The sequence below is a fragment of the Bacteroidales bacterium genome, from assembly GCA_023228145.1.
Lineage (GTDB): Bacteria > Bacteroidota > Bacteroidia > Bacteroidales > CAIWKO01 > CAIWKO01.
Window position 1 is genome coordinate 92,496 of the sequence record JALOBU010000011.1, and the last position, 23,336, is coordinate 115,831.

Genomic DNA, 23,336 nt, shown 5'->3' on the forward strand with positions numbered 1-23,336 from the left:
GTTATCTGCTGATAAGCAATTTTTTTGCCATACGGGCCTCAGAAGTGGAAAGGATATAGATATAAGTTCCGTTGTTAAAGTGCGATACATCCACAACAATTTGATGAATTCCTTTTAATTGGTTTATATGGTCATTGAAATAAACCCTCTTTCCATCCAGATTGATAATTTCAAGAGATGAATAATCCTGATTTGCTTCCAATTCATATTGAATCGTTAAAAAATCCTCCACGGGGTTAGGAAATGATTGAGTCAGTTTCATTCCAGAAATAAATTCCCCGCTTTCAATGCAACCTGCCGTGTTATCAATGATTGGTAAAATCATGGCATCAACATCTATTGTCCCGCTATCCCACTGAGCGCCCTGTAATGTGTACCATTTATTGTTAGAACTCCATTTTTCCCATACCAGTTCCAGATTCCCACCCTGTCCGATATTTGTACTAACAAGGGCTATTGAATCTTCTTTAATACTGCTTAAATCTATTCCAATACAATAATCATTTATAACAAGGACGGGGAATGGAAACATGATCACATATGCTTGTTGAAGATTTGAGGACGTATCGATATTGATCGTTGTATCCGATAGCGAAACAAATGGTGTTCCCGGGCATGATTGTCCGGTTGTATCATGGGTAGTTCCATCTGTTCCGTCCATATCCCATATGGTAAATTTTACCAAACCAGCAGAGTCAGCTCTTTTATATCCAAACCAAAAAATTGCTCCTTCAATATGATATTTATAAGTTACTTTAAATTGCTGACATTTACATTTATCATTCCAGCCGTTTGTCCCGAGAATATATCCTCCATTATCTGAAGGGATAAGAACATATTCCGGACTGATAACATTTGGTAAGTTTCCCGGAAGTAAAGTATCGTTGGGCGTTTTAACAGAATTAATATCCTGATTATTTGATATTATAACTGGCTCTGATGATTTTCTTTGAGAGAAGCCATAAAAACAAAAGTGTATTATTAAGGCAGTGAGTACAAGTCTGATAATTTGGATGTTAATTTTCATGATTACAAAAATACTAATTATTATGGTCTATGAGTAGTTTTATCTTACAAACTTAAGTTTCGCATCTATAGGGCTTCATTAAAGCGGTTAATAATGCCATATAATAAGTTGGAAAACGAAAAACTAATTATCTTATTGCCTTTTTTATTTGTGATAATTTTTCATACAGCCCTCTTTCTTCATGGCTAATATTTTTAGGTACGGAAATAAAAACACTAACAAAAAGGTCACCTTTTACTGAAGGTTTTTCATAATCAGGCATGCCGGCTCCTTTCAAGCGAAAAGTTTTACCATTATCGGTTTCGGGGGGTATGGTGATGTTAATATGCCCTGAGAGTGAAGGTACCTGTATTTTTCCGCCAAGTACAGCTGTGGTAATTTCAATAGGTTGTTTGCAATATAAATCATTTCCTTTTCGGGTGAATACCGGATGAGGTTTTAAATTAATTATGATATACAAATCTCCGGGCACAGCGTTTCCTTTTTCCCCTTTTCCTTTTCCTGAAATTTTCAGTTTTTGTTCATCATGAATACCCGGCTTAATTGTCAAACGAATTTTTTCATTGCCAAGGTCAATGATTTTTCTACACCCTTTATTAGCTTCTTCTAAAGTGAGGTACAATCTTGCCTGGAGGTTGGTGCCTTTTTGTGGGGGAGTTTTAAAGGAATCATTGTCTCCTCCGAAAAATATCCTGAAAAAATCCGAGAAACCGCCATGCCTGCCGAATATATCACTAAAGTTGTCGGGAAACCCATGTTTGCTGTTGCGGTAATAATTTCGTGAATAACCTTGCGAATTTCCGGGATAGTAATTTTGATATTGGCTCCAATTACTTCCTAATTCGTCATATTTTCTGCGTTTTTCAGGGTCGCTTAGAACATCATTTGCTTCAGCTATTTCTTTAAATTTCTCCTCAGCCTGTTTATTGCCTTTGTTTTTATCAGGATGATATTTTATAGCTAGTTTGTGGTAAGCTTTTTTTATTTCATCCTGTGTTGCTTTTTTGTTTACTCCCAATATTTTGTAATAATCTTTGTATTCCATAATAAATCAGGTATTCAGCGGGTGCTTATACTCAATTTTTATACCAAGTTCATAATTATGACACAAATGCATTGAATCTGTCATATTGGTTTTTTTTTCTATTTTTACGCAAAGAACTTAAGAATTGTTATGCTAAATCTTAGAGTTGAAACAGAGCCTAATTCCGGATTTTGTTTCGGTGTGAAGAATGCTATACGAAAGGCTGAAGAAGTATTATCAAGAGGAGAAGAGCTTTATTGCCTTGGAGAATTGGTGCACAACGAGAAGGAAATCATGCGTTTGCAACAAAAGGGCATGAAAATCATATCTTATGAAGAATATAGAACAATGCAGGACAAAACTGTCTTGTTTCGGGCTCACGGGGAGCCTCCTGAAAGTTATACGATCGCTTTGAAAAACAATATAAGGATAATAGATGCTTCCTGCCCAATTATTCTTAAGCTCCAGGAAAGAATTTATCAATCATGGATTAATAAGGAAAAGATTTATATTTTTGGGTTACCTAATCATCCTGAAATAATAGGATTAAATGGTAAAATTTTCAACAATGCGGTGATTTTTAAAGATTTTAAAGAGCTTGACCTTAGCAATATCCCCAATGAAATTACTTTGTATAGCCAGACTACAGGGAGTTTAAAGAAGTTTTATGAAATTATTGACAAGTTAGAAGCTGTTGGCATTAGAGTTCATGTTGTTGATTCTATTTGCCGCCAGGTTTCAAATCGTGAAAGTGAATTGCGTGAGTTTTGCCGCCGTTTTGATTGTATAATTTTTGTAGCAGGAAAGAATTCATCTAATGGCAAAAGGCTTTTTGAAATGTGTAAAGAAGAAAATGCTAAAAGTTATTTTATAAGCACTATAGAAGAAATAGATTTAACATGGTTTCGTTCTGCGGAAAGAATAGGAGTATCCGGTGCTACATCAACTCCTCTCTGGTTAATAGAAAAAGTAAGGGATTATTTACTTTCAGTTTGAATCGGTTCACCAGACTGTTCTGCTATCTCATTTTTATGATAAATATCAAGGGCTACAATGGCGGCAGTAAAAAACCAAAATGGAACTGATAATTTGTCTGTATCTAAAAAATTGTTCAATGTGCCGTGAATAAAATAAGTTACCAATCCAAGGAAATAAATCATACATAATAATTTAACCCTGGGTGATTTTGTCCGCCTGTACAAATTAATTGCTGTATAACAAATTGCAGTAATAATTCCAAAAACACTTAGCATCCCAAATACACCCGATTCCGACAATGGCCCAATGTATTCGCTGTGTGCATTCCCCTTGTCGCCTGCATTGGTACTGATAATAGTTTTCTCCCTGGTTTTTTGATAAGGAGCATACACAAACTGATAAGTACCTGGCCCCCATCCCAGAAATGGACGTTCGTTAAACATACGAAATGCAGATTGCCAGCGGTTGATACGTTCTAAATTCGATGCGTCAGAAGATATATTTGAAATGGATTGTACCTGCTCGACAAAATCAGCAGAAGCATCCTGTTTGTTTTTTTCCAGTTTCCAAAGTATGTTGTCCTGGTAGTAAAAAAATATGCTTAAAAGAATTGCTATGGAAAGAAATACCCAGCGGAATTTGATTTTTAGAAACATAAATATTGCAACAACGAGAGCTCCTAAAAGGCTTATCCATGCTGCACGGCTGAATGATAGATAAAGACCTAGTAAAAGAAATAACAATGTGATAATTGCAAAAAGTTTTGTTGTACGATTATATTGTTTGTCAAAAAGAAATCCGAAAATTACAGGCACAAACAATGAAATTGCAGCACCGTATGCTGTATGGTCATTGTAAAAAGGGTCCATGACCCAATGGGCAGCTTTTTCATCAAATGACCATAAGTACAACTGGTAACTTGAATAAATAATTACAATAACCAAAGGAATGGTGTAAGCCCAACTTATAAGCTTAATGTTGTTTATTTTTTTAAACAAAATTATTGCAATAAAATAAAAAGGCACAAGGAACCATAAGCGTGATAAAAGATATTTAAAGGATACAAGAGGTATTTCGCTGGTAATTGATGTTATAAGTATCCACAGCAGGTTAATAAGAATGGCAATACTGACAGGGTGTTTAATAATTTTAAAGTCATATTTTCTTTCAAACAGTAATTTTAAAATAAACATCAGAAATACGCCAAACAATAAGGGTTCGGTCGGTAAGGATAAGGCTATTCTGCTGTCGAAATCTTCTATGCTAACAGCCAGGGGCGTGCAAAAGGCAATGAAATACAATACCTTATCGAGTGAAAAGAAAAAAAGGAGTAATACGATAATAGCAACCGGAAGTAATAAAAACCAGTAAAATTCTTTGGCGATTAAAAAAACGTTAAGCGCAATAAAAACAGCACTAATAGCATATACCCATATTAGTTTTTTTTTGTCGGTCAAAGCAGGGAATTATTGGGGTGTTGTTTCAGATTTTTTCAGGCTGTCTATAGTAGAAAAAAGTATCAATGAGAGCAATATGGAAGAAATGGTTGTAATGCAAACTATAAGCCAGCGAACAGGATATGCTTTTTTGTCCGGTACAATGGGTTTGGTTACAATATTTGCGTAAGTAAGTTCTTTGTTCAAGTCACTGAGAGATTTATCATATTCTCTTTTTAATTCAATATATGCTTCTTGCAGGCCCCACAAACTGGCGTCAAGAAGGCGGTATTCTCCACCGAATTGTTTAAGATTGTTTAGCGTTGTGGAAATGTCGTCGTTTATTCCTCCGCGCTGGAGGTTAATTTTTTTAACATACCCCTTACTGTATTCTTCTACCTGAATATTGTAATCTAAAATGTTATAATTTGTTCGAAGGTAATTTAGCCGTGTTTCAATGCTGTCAATCTGTTTGCGTTTAAATTCAAGCTGGTCGAGATATATCTTAACAATTTCAGCCGTTTTATTCCTCTGCAGGTATTGGGCTTTCTGATTCATGAGTCTTAAAATTTCATTCACCATCTCGCATGCCTGTATGGGGCTGTTATCATATACTTCAATCAATACAGATTCGTATTCGGTTCTTTTAATAGTGATATTGTCTTCTAGTTTTTTAATTATTTTGGCGCGATAGTATTTTCCTGAAGTGTCAATTTTATATTCTTCATATAGTTTGAATTTTTTAACCACATCAAATAAAATGTCCTCAGATTTCAGCAGTTGTAACATTTGCTCAGTGGTTGTTTCTGTAGAATAGGGGGCTATATTAGAAGGATAAATCACAGCATAAGACTTATATTTTGGTTTAATAAATGTAGGTCCAGAGAAAATTGATGATAAGGCAACAGCTAAAATAAAAATAACCAGAAGATGCCATTTCCAGTTTAATACAAGTTTGATTATATATGAACTTTTAAAAAAGTTAGTCATGTTTTCGTCAAGATAATCAATAAAGGGATAATTACGGCTTTTTGGGTTAAATATTTTCTTGCTAACATCGTTTTTATCAAATTTCGGGGTACTTATTTTTTCATCGTTGATGTCAAGTGTTATGTTTATTTTTGGGTATTCGCCTGTTTGAACGCAGAAAATTTTTTTTTTGAAAAATTTTCAATAATTATCAACGTAAGTATTGATAAAAATAAAGCCGATAAAGTAGAAACAGCAACAATAAGCCATCTAACTGGCGTGGATTTTTTCTCAGCCTTGAAAGCCCTGTCCACTACAAATTTTGCAGGCAGGTCGGAGTTGGCATCCACCTTAGCTTCTTCATATTTTGCTTTGATAGCGCTAAGTTGCTTTTTTTCGAGTTCAAGTTCATCGCGAATGGAAACATAAGCGCTTCCATATTCTCCAAGGATTTTAATTCTTTCCTCAATAGCCCTTACAGCTTCTTTGTTATTTTTTGAAAGTGCAATGGCTAGTTGAGTGTTGTATGCTTCAGCTTGAGTTTCATAATCATTAATTCCCAGCTTCCTTAAAACAGTAAGTGAATCTTCAAGTTTTAGTATATCACTTTGTAATTTTTTGTATTCGGCTTCAACAATCTGGAAGGCTTTAAAAGCGCGTTCTTTTTGCATTTGATTTTTTACGGAATCAAGCTGTTCGGATATATAGTTGGCAATGTCTGCTGCCATTTGAGGGTTCTTGTCCATGACGGTGATTTCGACAGCCATGTATTCGGTTCGCTTACTTGTGATACTGCTGTTATATTCTTCGTAAAGCCTGGTCATCTTATATTTAGAATCAGGGTCAATTTCATAATGATTCATCAGGTTGAACTTCTTAATGACCCGTGCGCGAATCTCGTTTGAGCTTAAAATTTGTAAAAGTTGTTCTGTTTGGGCTTCTTCTCCGAATTCAAGAATGTCAAGAGAGCCGCCGAAATTGTCAGCTAGCAGTGCTTTGGATATTGCGTTGGTTGAGGTGGGGAATAATATTACCGTAGATTTATACTTTGGAGTAATCAGAAATGACAATGCGGCTGAAACTATTGCTGCAGTAAGTCCTATAATAATAAGGTGCTTATGCCACTTATACAGAAAGAAAAAGAAATTTGTGGTATTAAAACTAACCTGTTTATTTTCTTGCTCAGTCATTATATAAAAAACAGATTTTCAATATGAAAATGGCAACAAATTTAGTTTATTTTTTGAAAGTAAAAAATTTTAAAAAATTATATTTTTTCTTGTTTTTTTATTAATGAAACAAAAGATTTTATATTTAGCAGTTTTGTTGAGGCCGCTGTGATAAAAGAAAGTATCAGCATTGTAATAAATGATATTTTCCAGTCAGTATATCCTTTTTCGGAGATAATGTGCGACATTATATTAAAAACGAGAATCATTACAAAGAAAATACCAAGCCTGGAAAGATATGCAAAATTAAGCTTAAAGCGGAAAATTTTCACAACAAGAAATACCTGTATTGCGGCAGTGATAAACTGTGTCGTAATGCTTGCATATGCTGAGCCTGTAGCCTGTAAGTGAGGAATTAAAATGAAATTTAAAATCAGATTTAATGCCATTCCGCTGCCTGCAACAATATTTAAATATTTAAGGTTGCCATTAGCTGTTAGCAAAGTTCCAAAAACATATGTGGTTGAAATTGGAATAAAACCACTCATCAATATTCCGAATACCCAGGATGTTTCTTCCATGCGAAGCAAATAAGCCTCTGTTGTCTCAGAAGAATGCACAGGATAAAGCATTTCCATCAGTTCATGGCGATGGAAAAAAGAACCTAGCGCTACAGTTATGGAGAGAACAAACAAGAGAGTGAACGAAAGCCGTGCAAGTTTTTCGATGTCATCTTTAAACTTCAGCATGCGGGCAAACATAGGCAACAGTATTACAGAAAAAAGGTATGCAATCATATTCGCTGCATCAAGAAGCCGGTATGCCGACGCATACAATCCAGCCTGCTGTTCACCAACCTTGTCAGGCAATAAGCGTTCGATCATAACAGAGTCAATACGGTTATAGAAAGCCATAAGCAAAACGAGTATCGCAAACGGAAAACTTCGTTTAATAATTAAAATGAAGAAAGGGCGGTTCCATTTTAATTTTTTAAAATGTGCTTTTCGAATAACAATGAACATAGCAATTATAGCAGTAATAATATAAGAGCCTGTTTGAGCAAAAACAAACCATTCTATTTTAAAAGCTTGTTTTGTGACATTTCCCCAAAGCAATACTCCGCAAATGCCAATCATCAGGATGCGGTCCAGTACGGAGATTACACTGTCGGTTTTAAAAAAGTGAAGGCCGGAAATATTGGAGCGCAGGTAAAGAATAAATGAAATAAGAAATTGATTGAAACATAATATGCCCAATAATAGCATTTGGTTTTGGCTGTATCCAATTATTAGGCCTGCCGACATGGTTATTACAAAGTAAACTACGGCGAGCAGAAATTTTAAGATAACAATACTGGAGAAATGTTTATTTAGCAAATGATTGTTCTGGGCAATATTCCTGTTGTTGAAATTGGTAATGCCCATATCGAGTAAAATGTTAAACAGGAAAGTAAAGTTAAAAATTGCGAAATAAAATCCGTAATTTTCTGCGCCAACGGTATTTTGGACACTACGGTCAATACCTAATATCCAGAAAGGCTTTATCAGCAAATTCAGAAAAAGCAGAATAATGAGGTTGGTGATGAATTTGCGATTCGCTGACATGAACAGGTTAATAGGTAAATATCAAATTAAAATTAAAAGGGGTTTTCTTGTTTTATCCTCCACTTATTAAATGAAGCACAGTAACATTGTCACCATCTTTTATATATGTATTATAATACTCGGGTTGTTTTACGACTTTTCCGTTAATTTTTACAATCAGCATTTTAAAAGTAAACTTTTTAACTTTCAACAGCTCATCAACAGACAAATTTTCTACTTCAAAATGCTCTTTATTATTGTTTAATATTATATCCATATATTCATTTTGATTCGTTAAGAAGTATTTCAATAACTGTATTGGCCTGCATGTTGGCAACGATACCAACCCTTGGAGCCAGAGGTGGACTGTCTTCTGTAACTTCACTGTCACCGTCTCCGCAAACATACAGATTGCCTGTTTGTTTCATTTTTATCGCATTGCTGTTTCCCCATCCGGCCAGGCCAATACCGCAGACCAAAGGAGTTTCCGGCATTTCGTCAAGAACAGTTTCAATAATCATTTGTTTCATATCAGCACGGTCAAAAGCCTCCACTATCACATCGCAGTGTTGGAAAAATGAAGGAATATTATTATGTTCGAGTTTGATATCATGAGCTTCAACAACAATAAAAGGGTTAATGTTTTTAATATTTTCTTTTAAAGCAAATGACTTTTTCATGTCAATTTGAGAATAGAAGAAATATTGCCTGTTCAGGTTGCTTTCAACAACAATATCAAAATCACAAATTACCAGTTTTCCTATACCAACCCGGGCAAGGGCAACGGCACAGTTCGAGCCCAGTCCTCCACAGCCCGCTATTCCAACGGATTTTTTGCTTAATACCGATATAATCTGCTCGAAATTCATAAATGCCGGATGCAAAAATACTAAAATATAGCGGAAGGATATCTATCTTATTCTTCAGCGGCAATCATTCTTTTTATGTCGTTTACAGCTCCGTAAACAAGGAGAATATCATCCTGTTCAATAATTGTATCTTTCGAAGCCACTTCTTGTACAACTCTTTTTTTGCCTTTTATTCCAAGAAGGCTTAAGTGGTTTTTTATTTTAATGGTTGTCAGCACCAATACATTAAACCTTTGTGTCAGGTTCAGTTCGCTGAGTTTTTTTCCAAAATAACTTGCCGGGGCTTCAATTTCAACAACATTGTGGTCGCTGGTTACTTCGTATGCATTGATAAACCCTTTCAGGTTAATTTTTTTTGCCAGCCTGACGGCCGTTTCCTGTTCCGGGTGCATAATTTCATTTATTTCCATAGCTTCCAGCACGGTTTCATGCAAAGGAGAAATAGCACGGCTAATTATTTGTTTTACTTTCATTTGTTTCATGAGAGCTGTTGTCATTATGGAGGCCCCCACATCTTCGCCTATAGCTACCACAACCACATCCGCATCTCTGAGAGGCAAGGCGGCGACTGCATGGCTGTCGGTGCTATCCATACATATAGAATGTGTAATATCATCTTTAATAAGCTGAACCTTGTTCATATCTTTATCAACGCCAATGACTTCATGCCCCATTTGTGTAAGCCGAATGGCTAATGTATTGCCAAAATTTCCAAGCCCAATAACAATTGCTTTCATAAATGTATGATTTGGTTAATTAATTAAAATATTTTCTTCAGGATATTTATAGCTCAAATGTGTTACTTTCTTTAAAATAGCCATCATGATTGTTAGCGTTCCCATTCTGCCCAAGAACATGGTTAAAATAATGATAAATTTACTGGGCTCAGAGAGTTGCTGTGTAATGCCCAGACTGAGGCCAACAGTACTATATGCGGAAAAACACTCAAAAACAATATCGAGCAGTTTTTTATCCGGGTCGAAGCTTGAAACGAGTAATACCGAAATACCAATTACAATAAGAGATAAAAAAATGATAGCATGGGCTCTTCTCAATGAAATGTCGGATACCTTTCTGCGGTATAACTCAACCCTGTCTTTTCCCCTTGCCAGACTTATTACATTTAATATAGCTAAAGCAAAAGTGCTTGTTTTTATCCCTCCGGCTACGGATGCCGGGGAGCCCCCAATCCACATCAACAGGATAATTATTAAAATAGTAGGAGTCAGCAGTGATCCTGTGTTAAAGGTATGCAGCCCTGCCGAACGTGGTGTTACGGACGCAAAAAAAGCAGTTACAACCTTTCCCAAACCTTTATGTTCTTCGAGAGAGTAATTGTATTCCAAAAAATAAATAATTACAGTTCCGGCAATCAGCAATACGAGGGTTGTGATAAAAACAATTCGTGTATTCAGGTTTATTACCCATGCCTGATGAATAACCTCTCTGTATTTATTCCATTTAAAGACCCTGTTTAAAAAAAAATGTTTCAGGTATTTATAAAAATTAAAAAGGATGTGGAACCCAATACCACCTAATATAATCAGAAATGATGCTACTAAATGAATTGGATAATTAAACCTTATATTGATGTTGTAAAAACCATCCGTTATGGTGGTAAACCCTGCCCCGCAAAAAGCTGAAACGGAATGAAACACTGAGAAGAAAATATTTTCATTGTTATTTATGAAGTAACTGCTGTCTAAGTTGAAAAAAATGATAGCAGCACCTATACCTTCGATTAAGAAAGTAATTATTATGATTTTTTTAAATACATCAAATATCTCTGCAAAATTTTCTGAGTTGGTTATCTGTCCTAACAAAAGCTGGCTGTGAAATGTTGTCTTGCCTTTAAAAAAAAAGCTGAAAAAACTGGTAAATGTCATAATGCCTATTCCTCCCAGCTGAATCAAAATCAGAATAATAGTTTGTCCGAATAGTGTAAAATCCTTTGCTGTATCAACCACAGTCAGTCCAGTAACACAAACTGCACTTGTGGAAGTAAAAAGCGCATTCATAATGCTGATGCCGTTATGTGTAGCATTGGGCAGCAAAAGCAATAATGTCCCCAAAATGATTAATATTAGAAAACTCAGCACAAAAATCAGGGCGGGATTAAAGCGTTTATGGCTAAGTCCTATACCCAGACCGGAAATTTTCTTAAAAAAAATCAAAGAAATCATTACATACAGCCAGATGTTATTATTGACCAATTTCCAAAGCCAATAAGTATTGTTGTAATAATGAAATTTCCCTGTTGCCAGCAAAGCAACTGCAAGAATGAAAAGTGAGTCAAATATCCAAACCTCAATAGGTAATTTTTTGGGGAATAAAACGAGATATCTTAGAATTTTCAACCCGCCAATAATAATTATTGAATAAAAATAGATGTATTCAAAAACATCACGATTTTTATCGGTGCTGTAAATCCCAAACTCGTATACAATAATTAAAAAGCTAATGATACTCAGGAAAAATGAAAGCGAGCTGTTCCATTTATAAAATTTCTTTCTGAAATTAAGCAATGTATATGAGGTTTTTGCCATACCTTAATTAGATCATAACGTGATATTCTTTCTTTGAATACGTACAAATATCAATAATTTTTTATAATGTGAAGTAAAATCACTATAATATTTCTAAATTTGCAAAACGAAAAAAACCATAGAAATACGTATATGAATTTACAGGAATTTAAAAGCAAACATCCACTGTTAAAGGAATGGAATTATACCCTGAAACCAATTGAAAAGGGTTATAACATGCGTACCTTGTATGTTAATGTTGGGAACAAAGAAATTAAAGAAAAGCCTGTTACCCAACTTATGAAAGATAAATTTGTGGGAGGCAAAGGATTTGGCTTAAAGCTTTTATGGGATGCGACAAAACCCGACACAAAATGGAACGATCCTGAAAATGAAATTGTGATAAATACAGGGCCAATTTGTGGCATCACTCAATATTCCGGTGCAGGAAAATCACTTGTAGTAGGTATTTCACCACAAACCGGCATTCCTATCGATAGCAATGTCGGTGGTTATTTTGGGCCTTTTATGAAATTCTCCGGATTTGATTCTATGGAGATACAGGGCAAATCCGACAAAGAGGTGATCATATATATTGATGGCGTTAACGGAAAAGTTGAAATCTATGATGCCGGAGATCTTCCTATTGATAGCCATGTTATCGGCGAGGTGCTTCACGAGGTTTTTGCCAATGATGAAAAAGACCGTATGAATGTTTCCGTAGTTTCGGCCGGCACTGCAGCAGACCATTCGCTTATCGGATGCCTGAACTTTACTTTCTTTGATATGAAACGCAAGGTTGTACGTCTGAAACAAGCAGGAAGAGGCGGCTTAGGCACCGTATTGCGGGATAAAAAAATAAAAGCTGTGGTAGCTAAAGTCCCCGGTGTTAAAGGAAATCTGAATAATGTTGTAGACCTGGAGCCGATCATGGAACGTGGAAAACGCTTCAATAAAGAAATGCGTGAGCTCGATGATTCCCAATGCCAGATGCGAAAAATAGGAACAGCCCACCTTACCCATATCATGAACGATTACGATTTGTTCCCTACACATAATTTTAAATTCGGCAGCCACCCCGACGCCATTAAAGTACATGCCAATGTTTATAAAGAACGTTTCACGCAAAATATGCCCGACGGCTGCTGGATAGGGTGCAATATGTCCTGTGCAAAGGGTGTGGATAATTATGAATTACGCACAGGCCCATACAAAGGCTCAAAAGTAATCGTGGACGGTCCTGAATATGAAACAGCAGCTTCTTTAGGATCCTGCGCGGGAATCTTTGATCCTGATTTTACTATTGAGGCAAATTTTTATTGCGACACCTATGGCATCTGTACGATCAGTTGGGGTACCATCCTCGGCTTTGTGATGGAATGTTACGAAAACGGCATTCTGAACGAAGAACGCACCGGCGGCGTTAAACTCAACTTTGGAAATTCCGATGGCGCAATGGAAATCCTGCATCAGCTTGCACGCGGCGAAGGCTTTGGAGTGATCGCCGGACAAGGCGTTCATCAAATGAAAAAAATATTTGCCGAAAAAGGCTGGGGCGACCCAAAATTCATGCAGGACATCGGCATGGAAAACAAAGGCCTTGAATATTCACAATATGTTTCCAAAGAATCACTGGCTCAACAGGGCGGTTATGCCATGACCAACAAAGGCCCGCAACACGATGAGGCATGGCTGATATTCATGGACATGGTCAATAACCAGATCCCCACTTTTGAGAAAAAAGCCGAAGCACTCTATTACTTCCCGATGTTCCGTACCTGGTTTGGCTTGCAGGGCTTATGCAAACTGCCATGGAACGACGTGGAACCCGCCGACAACCACACACATGCTGAACCCGGTAAAGTCCCCGAACATGTCGACAACTATGTAACCATTTATAAAGCCGTGACGGGCCTTGACCTTGATAAAGATTCGTTGATCACTCAATCCGAAAAAGTATATCAATTCCAGCGAGTGTTCAATATCCGCTGCGGAAAAGGTTTGCGCCAGAATGATGCCCAGCCGTACCGCGCTGCCGGCCCAGTTACTGTTGAAGAATATGAATCACGTCAGGAACGTTATGATAAGCAGATGAAAGAAAAGATCGGTATCGACCCTGAAGGAAAATCAACGGAAGAAAAAGTGGCTATCACGCGTAAATACAGAGAAGAACAATACGAAAAACTTCTTGATGCCGTATATTTCCGCCGTGGCTGGACTCCGAACGGTGTTCCTACCATTGAAAGACTGAAATCATTAGGGATGAACCTGCCGGAGGTTATTGAAGTTGTAAAAGACAAACAGAATTAATAAACAATATTTTGTTTCAGCAAAAACCCGTACTGATGAAGTACGGGTTTTTTTAACCCTTGTAAGGAATAGTATTTCTTTATTATTTTTGTAAACAAACCTGAGCTAAATAAAAGAACATATGGCCGGTAAGCCCACAGGCAAACAAAAAACAATTCATCCCCGGCAAAAACAGGGACAGGCCATGTTACAGAAAAAATCATTTCATATTCCCCCATGGATTATTTATGCCATACTGGCTGTTACAGCAATCATGTACTCCCGTGCCTTGTTCAACGGCTTCGCCAGCCTTGATGATGACGATTACCTGTTTGATAACCCCTTTATTAAACATTTTAACTTTGAAAGTTTGAAAGAAATTTTTTCTTCATTTTACCTGGGAAATTATCATCCGCTGACTACACTGACTTATCTTTTCGAATACCATATATACGGATTGAATCCTTTGCCTTTTCATGTGTTGAATGTTTTATTGCACCTTGTCAACGTGATGCTTGTGTATAAGTTAAGCGAAAAACTCAGCGGGCAAAGGTTCACCGCACTTCTTGTTTCGGCTTTTTTTGCCCTTCATCCGATGCATGTAGAATCGGTGGCATGGATATCCGAACGCAAAGATGTTTTATACACCCTGTTCTATATCGCTTCCTTACTTGCATATTTAAAATACCTAAAACAGGCAAATAAAGGCCGGCATTACCTTATCTGTCTTTCGTTGTTTGTACTTTCTTTATTATCAAAATCAGCAGCGGTAACTCTTCCTGTACTTATGATTGCCATCGACTTTTACAAAAAAAGGAAACCTGTTTTGAAGATGTTTCTTGAAAAAATCCCTTTTCTTTTGTTGTCACTGCTTTTTGGTATTCTTGCGCTGATGTCGCAGCAGGGGGCCATGAAAGATATTTCTCATACATTTTCGTTTTTCGAAAGGATATTTATTTTTACTTATGCGGTCGCTTTTTATCTGGTAAAACTCTTTCTGCCTTTCCATATGTCGGTCATGCATTATTATCCTGAAATGCAAGCCGGAGCTTTGCCTTGGTATTATTACGCTTCGCTGCCATTGCTGCTCATTCTTGTTTGGCTGGTTGTCAGAAAAACAGGGTTCCACCGTGAAAAACTTTTTGGTACCGCCTTTTTTCTTATTGTGATATCAATCATGCTGCAGATTATACCCGTAGGAAATGCCATCGCTGCCGAACGTTATACCTATGTCGCTTACATCGGGCTGTTTTACATCATGGGCCAATGGATTGTACAAATCAGTAAAGAATCGCTGATGAAATTTGCTATGTTCATCAGCATCATACTGTTGCTGGTATTTTCAGCCCTGTCGTGGGACAGGATAAAAGTGTGGAAAAACGGCGAAGTTCTTTTTACCGATGTTATCAAAAAATACCCAAACAGTTTTCATGCTTATTGGATGCGCGGTAATTATAAAAACGACCTTGAAGATTATAAAGGAGCTTTGCAGGACTATAACAAAACCCTTGAACTGTATCCGAATTTCAGCATGTGCCTTACCAACCGGGGACATATTTTCAATGAGTTTAAAGATTATAAAGCCGCCCTTCGCGATCTTAACCTTTCAATCAAACTTGACTCTGCTGTTGCCGAAGCATACAACAACAGGGGCATGGCTCACGACGGACTAAGAGACACTGCTGCCGCCCTGAAAGACTATAACAAAGCCATACTGTTGGATTCAACCTTACAAAAAGCATATAATAACCGCGGTGTTTTGAAAGCTACGCTGGGCGATATAAAAAGCGCACTTGAAGATGTGGACATGGCAATAAGGCTTGAACCTACGGATGGAGAAGCCTATAGCAACAGGGGAAATATTAAAGCTATGAATAAAGATTATGCCGGAGCTATGGCTGATTATGATTTTGCTTTAAAAAGAAACCCTAAAGACAACATTGTTATGTTCAACCGTGGTATCACGAAATTAAATCTTGGTGATACTGTAGCTGCCTGTGCCGACTGGGAAAAAGCCCGGGATTTGGGGAATCCCTTTGCAGATGATGCAATGAAGGCATTTTGTAAATAATTAAATACGTTTTTAATAAGTTCCGTGAAGCTAAATAGTTCAAATAAAGTTGTTAATAAAGTAACTGTTTATTAATTTTGACCCGAACATATGAAAAAGTCAGGCGACATGTCAGAAATTGATATTAAAAATACGATTGTTAAATCTGCAACATTTTATTTTTCTAAATATGGATTCCATAAAACTACCATGGATGAAATAGCCAGGCATATTCATAAAGCCAAGGGGGTGCTTTATTACTATTTTAAAAGCAAAGAAGATCTTTTTAATGAAGCATTAAAAAATGAATTAAATCATGTAAAAGCTGAATTACTGCACATTCTTTCAATAAAAGAAGATCCTTTAACAATACTAAAAAAATACATTCTTACACGATTAAAACTTTTAAGCAAGGTTATCATTTATCATGAAACCATAAAGGCAGATTTCTTTGAAGAATACGCATTTGTTAAAGATGTCAGAGACGACTTTGCCCGATTTGAATATGCTCAACTTAAACAGGTAATGGAAAGGGGTAAAAAGGAAGGGTATCTTGAAATAAAAAACATGGATAGGAATGTGAATATATTGATTATGCTACTTTATAGTATTGAATTCCCATTGTTTTTGCAAAATAAATATGCAGAATATGCAGGTACCATAGAGGAACTTGCAGCCATTGTAATGAACAGCTTGAAAACACAGCAAAAAAAATAGAAAAAAATGATCCAAAACTTGTCCGGTTACAATTTTTTTTATTTCTTTGTATTGACTAATAAACATTTTTGGTCAATTAATATAAATTTAAATGGAAAAATTTATTGTTAGGTTTCTAAAACTAAAATGGCTGATTATTTCGGCTGTGTTGATAATTACTTTGCTTCTGGGCTATCAGATCAGAAACATATCCATTGATTCAGATATCTTAAATTCAATGGACAAAACCGATTCTACCGCTCAGATTTATTCTAGTGTCGGAACAGAATTTGGTGGGAATGATATCGGAATGGTTGTTCTGGAAACCAATGATATTTTTAATACAAAAGTTTTGGAACGTGTAAAACTGATTACCGACAGCATTAAACTAACCAAAGGCGTATCAACTGTTACCAGTATTACCAACATTCTCGACATAAAAAGTTCCGAATGGGGAATTGAAATAGGTCAACTGATTGACGAATATAATTTGCCTCAAACTCAAGCCGAACTGGACAGCATTAAAACATATACCTTTTCAAGAGAGATGTACAAAGGCTCTATTGTTTCTGATGATGGCACAGCTACTATTATTGCATTTACATTACTTCACGATGGAGATAAACAGCTGGTTGCAAAAGAAATAAAACGCAAAATTTCAGCAATGAATCTGCCTGAAAAGCTTTATTTCGGAGGCCTGTCTTTTATGATTAACGACATGACCGAATTAATTGTTTCTGACATTTCATTTCTTTTACCTGTTATTTTGATAATAATTTTTCTGATTTTATTTTTAAGTTTTAAATCCTTGAGTGGTGTTTTCTTTCCGTTGCTTACAGCCGGATTAAGTGTGGTCTGGACTATCGGATTGATGGCTTTGCTTGGCTTTAAAATAACGATTATATCAAGCTATATCCCAATTGTGTTATTGGCTGTAGGAACTGCTTATACCATACACGTATTAAACAGTATTAATCAAAACAAATCAAAAGACAGGAAGCAGGCATTGATTCAGGCATTGATATATACCATGATCCCTGTAATACTTGCTGCTGTTACAACCATGATTGGTTTTGTATCGTTTATTTTTGGCTCGTACCTGCAAATGATTACAGAATTTGGAATTTTTACGGCATTTGGCACTTTCATAGCTCTTATACTTTCCATATTTTTTATTCCTTCACTTATTTCAGCATTTTCATTATATGAAAAAAATGTGGAACACTCCGTTAATAGAAAGACTCCGCTTCTCAATAAAATGATATTACAACCAATATCACGTGTAATTATTAAACACCCTAAATATACAATTGCTATATGGTGTGCCATGCTTTTGGTCAGTATTGGCGGTATTTTCATGATAAAAACCAGTGTGAACATTGCAAACTATTTTGAAAAAGACAATCCCGTGAGGATTACCGAAGATTTGATGCAAAAGAAATTCGGGGGCTCATTTCCTGTGTTTGTGGTATTTGAAGGCGATATGCAGTCACCCGATGTACTCAACATGATGATTAAAACAGAACATTTCATGAAACTGAACCCCAACATTTCCATTACGCAATCCATCGCTGATCTGGTTGAGCAAATGAATGACGCAATGGGTGAAGGTAAATCCATTCCTGAGGATAGAACTAAAATAGAACAGTTATGGTTTCTTCTTGAAGGGCAGGATATCATGCCGCAGTTGGTTTCTGATGACCTGCAAAAAGGGGTCATACAATCGAAATTTGCCTCGATTGAAACGCAGGAAATAAGCTCTTTTGTTGAGCAAATGAACAAGTTTATTGAAGAGAATAAATCCGGTGCGTACAAAATTAAGTTCACCGGCGTTCCTTCAATATATTGCAAACTGAACGACAGCCTGGTTAAGAGCCAGTACAGCAGCCTTGCCATTGCCATATTGCTGGTGCTTATTATTGTTGGCTTGCTGTTAAGGTCGTTCAAAAAAGGTGTTTTTGCAACTATTCCTATAATCACTACCATATTTATCCTGCTGGGTTTTATGGGCATAACAGGTATTCCTCTCGACATTGCCACGGTTCTGGTGGGTAGTATAGCACTGGGTATCGGTATTGATTACTCTATTCATATTATTTCCGGGTTTTACGTTCATTTAAAAGTTAAGGAAAATGCAGAAGAAGCCATAAAAGCAACATTGATGATCAGCGGAAAGGCGGTAATTATTAATGCAATTTCTGTTGCGGCCGGATTCCTGGTACTTTGTTTTGCACACATGGTGCCTTTTCAGAATTTTGGCCTGCTGGTTGCTATCAGCATGTTTGGTTCCGGTATCGGAGCGCTGACCTTGTTACCGGTAATTTTGATACTTGCAGAACGGAAAAGAAAAAAACTTTAATTAAATCATAAAGAATATGAAAACAATTATTAAAAAATCATTTGTTGCCGGATTAGTCCTGGCAATTTTTGCAACACCTCTTAAAGCTCAGGATGCATCTACTATTTTGAAAAAAATGGACGGTGTAATGTTCTCTGCCAAAGATGTAACAGGAAAACAGAAAATTATTTTAATTGATAAATCCGGAAAGCAGGAAATACGTGAAGCAACCACGCAACAAAAGGGGACCAGTAAGAGAATGTTTCGATTTACTTCCCCTGCATCACAGGCAGGTATTGCAATTCTTTCGCTACCCGATGATGTGATGTATCTCTATTTGCCGGCCTACGGCAAGGAGAGAAGAATAGCTTCAAGTGCAAAAAATCAGAAATTTGCCGGAACGGATTTTTCGTATGATGATTTTGAATCCAAATCGTACTCTGCAAAATATACACCCAAGTTGCTAAAAACCGAAACAAATGTATTTGTGCTGGAACTGACTCCTCTGGCAAAAACATCAGAATACTCAAAAATTATTATCAATGTCAATAAAACAAACTTTTATCCTGAGGCCATGGACTATTACGATAAAGCCGGTACCATGATAAAAAAAGCGAAATATACCTTTAAAAAATCAGGAAAATACTGGTGTTCCACAGAAGTTGAAATGACCGATTTAAAAAAGAATCATAAAACCAAAATGCAGATGAGCGATGTGAAATATGACACGGGATTATCTGATGAAAATTTTACAGTCCGAAAGTTAATCCAATAGAAAATTGTATCGCTATGAAACCCGGAATTTTTTTCAGCAGATTCTTAGTGAGTTTGCTATTTGCAGTAGTTACCCTGTCTGTAAAATCACAAAATGTTGAAGTATTTTTTTCAGGTATCCGTTCGGAAAACGGGCAGATGATCATCAGGATATTTAAAGACGATAATAGCTTTCAGAAAGAGATACCCTGGATGGAAAAGAAATTTAAAAAGGCCAATATTGTAAATGGTATAATGTCGGTTAAATTCTCCTTAGAGCCCGGCGTCTATGGCTTTGGACTTGTGGATGACGAGAACAGCGACGGTGAAATGAATTTTACCTTCATTGGAATGCCTAAGGAAGGCTTTGGGTTCTCAAACTATTATCATTCGGGGCTTTCAAGGCCAAAATTTGATTCTTTTAAATTTACATTGATTAAAAACCAGAAAATATACATGAAAATAAGGTATATGTAAGAATCAGACTAGTAGTTAATAATGGAAATTTTAATTAATTCATTAATTAATTCAATAAATTGAAAATCATGGGCAAGATTAAGTTTTATTCAGTAATAATATTTTCTTTATTGTCAGTAATGGCAAAAGCACAGGATAGCATAAGTTTTATTGAGCCAAGTTCTGATGATAAGAAATTAAAATTATCCGGTGAATTGTTAGTTGATGAACGATTTTTACTGAAAGATAAGACCCCCTGGGCATGGAATGAAGACAGATTGTCCTTATCTCTTGATAAAAAAATACTTAACAGTTCAAAGTTTCATGCGGAAGCCTGGGTTCGTTATATCGGTTTGCCCAGTTTTGTCAGCACGTACGACTTATACAATGCAGGGATTATTAATCCTGTAAATCTTTCGTTGAGAGAGGCATATTTTGAAGTTACCGGATTTCTTTCAAAAAAAATTGATTTGAAAATCGGCAGGCAGCGCATAGTATGGGGCACCGCCGACAAACTTAATCCTACCGACAACCTTAATCCCTACGACCTTGAAGACATCTTTGATTTCGGACGGCACAGGGGATCTGATGCCATCAACATCAATTACTATTTTTATAAAGACTTTTCTTTGCAGGGAATATATATGCCGTTTTTTCAACCGGCCAACCTGCCAGTAGGGATGTTTTCGGGTATTTTAAGTGGAGGCATGGAGTTACCACAAGGTTTAACATTACTACAGTTTTCTGACACTTTGCTGACTCCAAAATACAATTTGGGAGAAAGTTCTTCTGCTGGTTTAAAGCTTAAAGGAAATTTAAGCGTTTTGGATTTCTCTGTAAGTTACCTTTGGGGCCACATAGGATTGCCTGTAATAACAAGAAATACAATAACAGCTGTTGATACCCTTGGAGGAATAAATGTCAGGACGCAACTGTCATACCCCCGGGTTCATATTTTTGGCGCTGACATCGCAACAAGTGTTGTGGGTATTGGGTTATGGGCAGAAGCCGCCCTTTTCCTTCCCGAGAAAGATGTAATTATGACCACCGACCTTTCTGCGTTATACCCATTATCGCCTGTACCGGTAACTCAGGATTCAATGCTATTAGACAAAACAAAGCCCTATTGTAAGTTTATTGTGGGGCTTGATTATATGTTCCGGGAAGGTTCCTACCTGAATTTTCAGTATCTGCATGGTTTCATGCATGAGATGGGAGGTAAAAACCTGAATGATTATTTCTTTTTAGGGTATGAAAAAAAGTTTTTCAGGGATAAACTGAAAATAGCTCCGGTTGGCGGAGCATTTATTATAAATGATTGGAAAGACATTAAACATAATTATGCTTTTGCTTACATGCCGCAGATTTCATACAAACCGGTTGATGATGCAGAGATAATTATTGCTGCATCCCTATGCGGCGGTGAAGGTAAAAATATGTTTGCCAACCTTAAGGACTTTAATATGTTCATGTTTAAGGTCAAATATAGTTTTTGATTCTGTAATCGGTAATTATACTATAAGAAAACTATGTATCAAGTGAAATTAATGCATCCTCTCTCTTTTGAGCAAGTAAGAGAGCAGAACATGATAAAATCCTTCCTTGATATCGGCTTCCACCATGTCAATATGGTATTGACTGCAACGTAATTTTAAATCGTTACGAAACTTGTTTATGGCATCAATATATTTCGTTTTAATTTCTACAGGATTAAGTTTAATCTCGTCTTTGCTTTCCATATCAACAAATTTATATGGACGATTTTCAAAATTGAAATCCAATTCCTTGTTTTTATCGGTAACATGAAAAAGAATTATCTCATGTTTGTTATGTTTTAGGTGTTGGAGAGCAGCAAACAAATCATATGTGTGTGCATTGCTTTCCATCATGTCGCTGAAAATTACTACCAGGGAACGTTTATGTATCAATTCGGCTATCTGGTGCAGTGCTTCGGCAGCAAATGTTTTCTTTAGACTACTTTCAGTATAATTGTGAATAAGGTTTTCAAGAGTGTTATAAACTATCTTCTGATGCACACTGCTCAATCGTGCTGTAGTGTGTTTTTCAATAGAATCAGAAAAAATACTTATACCAATTGCATCGCGTTGCTGGCGAAGTAAATACACCAATGATGCAGCTGCATACACTGAAAAAATGATTTTATTGGGGTTGCTCACATTGACATCATTCACAACAGGATAATACATGGATGAGGAGTTATCAATGATGATTTGGCAGCGCAGGTTGGTTTCTTCTTCAAAGCGTTTAACAAAAAGTTTATCCGAACGCCCATAAAGTTTCCAGTCGATATGTTTTATTGATTCCCCCTGATTGTAAGGGCGGTGTTCGGAAAACTCAACCGAAAATCCATGGAACGGACTTTTGTGAAGCCCTGTGATAAATCCTTCTACAACCTGTCTGGCAACAAATTCAAGATTGCCAAATGCCTGTATCAGTTTCTGATCTATGGGCTGAGGCATGATTTATTTGTAAATAATAATGCGATGAATGTTACAGTAAGCTGTTCAGTTTATTTACCAGATTGGCTTTTGCGGTTGCCCCAACTACCTTATCAACCATTTCTCCATTTTTGAAAAACATAATGGTTGGTATATTACGTATTCCTAGTTTTGCTGTTACATCAGGGTTTTCATCTACATTCACTTTCCCAATAACTGCTTTTCCATCAAATTCGGCATACATTTCTTCCACAATAGGGGTGAGCATTCGGCAGGGGCCACACCACTCGGCCCAGAAATCGAGCATTACAACTTTATCTGATTTCATTACCATTTCTTCGTAATTGCTGTCATTAATTTCATGTGCCATATTTAATTTTTTATACGTTTTTACAAAAATAAAGAAAGATTAATCATGTAACACAAATGGTAAATAAAAAATTTCATTCAGAAAAAAAATACTTATAACCAGGCGTCACGGTATTACAAAAATTATTCAACAAAAATGTATTGCACTGAAATACAGCAGTATCTTAAAACGGTTTTAAAAAGTTGCTGTAAAATTATATGTTCCAGGCATTGGAGTAGTTGATCCTGCAGGTACTACCGAAATATTTCCGGAGCCTGAAGCCGTAGAGCCGCTTGTTGTGTGTGTTCCTGAGGTAATGGTTACATTTTCAGTATCACTGTCGAATGTAAGTATGAAGTTTGAATT

20 protein-coding genes are annotated in these 23,336 nt (G+C 36.4%); 8 read left to right on the forward strand and 12 right to left on the reverse strand.

The window, feature by feature from the left end:
• Position 1: 1 nt before the first annotated feature.
• Positions 2 to 1,027 (reverse strand): T9SS type A sorting domain-containing protein, encoded by a 1,026-nt coding sequence (locus tag M0R16_07290; protein MCK9612691.1) that lies wholly within the window; start codon positions 1,025 to 1,027, stop codon positions 2 to 4.
• A 127-nt stretch (positions 1,028 to 1,154) separates the two neighbouring features.
• Entirely contained in the window at positions 1,155 to 2,072 is a 918-nt protein-coding gene (locus M0R16_07295) for a J domain-containing protein (protein ID MCK9612692.1), read from the reverse strand.
• A 129-nt stretch (positions 2,073 to 2,201) separates the two neighbouring features.
• Between M0R16_07295 and M0R16_07300 the strand changes: the two genes are divergently transcribed.
• Positions 2,202 to 3,047 (forward strand): 4-hydroxy-3-methylbut-2-enyl diphosphate reductase, encoded by an 846-nt coding sequence (locus tag M0R16_07300; GenBank protein MCK9612693.1) that lies wholly within the window; start codon positions 2,202 to 2,204, stop codon positions 3,045 to 3,047.
• Here the strand turns inward: M0R16_07300 and M0R16_07305 are convergent.
• The 8 genes from M0R16_07305 to M0R16_07340 form a co-directional block, all read right to left on the reverse strand.
• Positions 3,029 to 4,486: an O-antigen ligase family protein gene (locus tag M0R16_07305; protein MCK9612694.1), complete on the reverse strand. Its 1,458-nt coding sequence runs from the start codon at positions 4,484 to 4,486 to the stop codon at positions 3,029 to 3,031. The genes M0R16_07300 and M0R16_07305 overlap by 19 nt on opposite strands.
• A gap of 9 nt (positions 4,487 to 4,495) precedes the next feature.
• Positions 4,496 to 5,455: a hypothetical protein gene (locus M0R16_07310; GenBank protein MCK9612695.1), complete on the reverse strand. Its 960-nt coding sequence runs from the start codon at positions 5,453 to 5,455 to the stop codon at positions 4,496 to 4,498.
• Positions 5,456 to 5,580: 125 nt separating this feature from the next.
• A complete protein-coding gene (locus M0R16_07315) occupies positions 5,581 to 6,624 on the reverse strand; it encodes a Wzz/FepE/Etk N-terminal domain-containing protein (protein ID MCK9612696.1) in 1,044 nt (347 codons plus the stop codon).
• A gap of 77 nt (positions 6,625 to 6,701) precedes the next feature.
• Positions 6,702 to 8,207 (reverse strand): oligosaccharide flippase family protein, encoded by a 1,506-nt coding sequence (locus M0R16_07320; GenBank protein MCK9612697.1) that lies wholly within the window; start codon positions 8,205 to 8,207, stop codon positions 6,702 to 6,704.
• Between the two features lie 52 nt (positions 8,208 to 8,259).
• The gene (gene thiS, locus M0R16_07325) at positions 8,260 to 8,463 is read right to left on the reverse strand and encodes a sulfur carrier protein ThiS (protein MCK9612698.1); all 204 of its coding nucleotides are present in this window, start codon (positions 8,461 to 8,463) and stop codon (positions 8,260 to 8,262) included.
• Between the two features lie 4 nt (positions 8,464 to 8,467).
• The gene (thiF, locus tag M0R16_07330) at positions 8,468 to 9,055 is read right to left on the reverse strand and encodes a sulfur carrier protein ThiS adenylyltransferase ThiF (protein ID MCK9612699.1); all 588 of its coding nucleotides are present in this window, start codon (positions 9,053 to 9,055) and stop codon (positions 8,468 to 8,470) included.
• Positions 9,056 to 9,102: 47 nt separating this feature from the next.
• Entirely contained in the window at positions 9,103 to 9,792 is a 690-nt protein-coding gene (locus M0R16_07335; GenBank protein ID MCK9612700.1) for a TrkA family potassium uptake protein, read from the reverse strand.
• A 15-nt stretch (positions 9,793 to 9,807) separates the two neighbouring features.
• Positions 9,808 to 11,601 carry an ATPase gene (locus M0R16_07340; GenBank protein ID MCK9612701.1) on the reverse strand — a complete coding sequence of 598 codons (1,794 nt, stop codon included), beginning with the start codon at positions 11,599 to 11,601 and terminating at the stop codon, positions 9,808 to 9,810.
• A gap of 132 nt (positions 11,602 to 11,733) precedes the next feature.
• Between M0R16_07340 and M0R16_07345 the strand changes: the two genes are divergently transcribed.
• From M0R16_07345 to M0R16_07375, 7 genes are all read left to right on the forward strand, one after another.
• Positions 11,734 to 13,890, forward strand: a complete 2,157-nt coding sequence (locus tag M0R16_07345; protein MCK9612702.1) for a hypothetical protein — start codon at positions 11,734 to 11,736, stop codon at positions 13,888 to 13,890.
• 121 nt (positions 13,891 to 14,011) lie between these two features.
• On the forward strand, positions 14,012 to 15,940 hold the full coding sequence (locus tag M0R16_07350; GenBank protein MCK9612703.1) for a hypothetical protein: 1,929 nt from the start codon (positions 14,012 to 14,014) through the stop codon (positions 15,938 to 15,940).
• 108 nt (positions 15,941 to 16,048) lie between these two features.
• Positions 16,049 to 16,636, forward strand: coding sequence for a TetR/AcrR family transcriptional regulator (locus M0R16_07355; GenBank protein MCK9612704.1), 588 nt, complete (start codon positions 16,049 to 16,051; stop codon positions 16,634 to 16,636).
• Between the two features lie 91 nt (positions 16,637 to 16,727).
• Positions 16,728 to 18,974, forward strand: coding sequence for an efflux RND transporter permease subunit (locus M0R16_07360; GenBank protein MCK9612705.1), 2,247 nt, complete (start codon positions 16,728 to 16,730; stop codon positions 18,972 to 18,974).
• 16 nt (positions 18,975 to 18,990) lie between these two features.
• Positions 18,991 to 19,728: an outer membrane lipoprotein-sorting protein gene (locus M0R16_07365; protein MCK9612706.1), complete on the forward strand. Its 738-nt coding sequence runs from the start codon at positions 18,991 to 18,993 to the stop codon at positions 19,726 to 19,728.
• 14 nt (positions 19,729 to 19,742) lie between these two features.
• Positions 19,743 to 20,183, forward strand: coding sequence for a DUF2141 domain-containing protein (locus tag M0R16_07370; GenBank protein ID MCK9612707.1), 441 nt, complete (start codon positions 19,743 to 19,745; stop codon positions 20,181 to 20,183).
• Positions 20,184 to 20,251: 68 nt separating this feature from the next.
• On the forward strand, positions 20,252 to 21,658 hold the full coding sequence (locus M0R16_07375; protein MCK9612708.1) for a hypothetical protein: 1,407 nt from the start codon (positions 20,252 to 20,254) through the stop codon (positions 21,656 to 21,658).
• 48 nt (positions 21,659 to 21,706) lie between these two features.
• Here the strand turns inward: M0R16_07375 and M0R16_07380 are convergent, their stop codons facing one another.
• Positions 21,707 to 22,642, reverse strand: coding sequence for a DUF58 domain-containing protein (locus M0R16_07380; GenBank protein MCK9612709.1), 936 nt, complete (start codon positions 22,640 to 22,642; stop codon positions 21,707 to 21,709).
• A 31-nt stretch (positions 22,643 to 22,673) separates the two neighbouring features.
• Positions 22,674 to 22,991 carry a thioredoxin gene (trxA, locus tag M0R16_07385; protein ID MCK9612710.1) on the reverse strand — a complete coding sequence of 106 codons (318 nt, stop codon included), beginning with the start codon at positions 22,989 to 22,991 and terminating at the stop codon, positions 22,674 to 22,676.
• Positions 22,992 to 23,336: the final 345 nt, after the last annotated feature.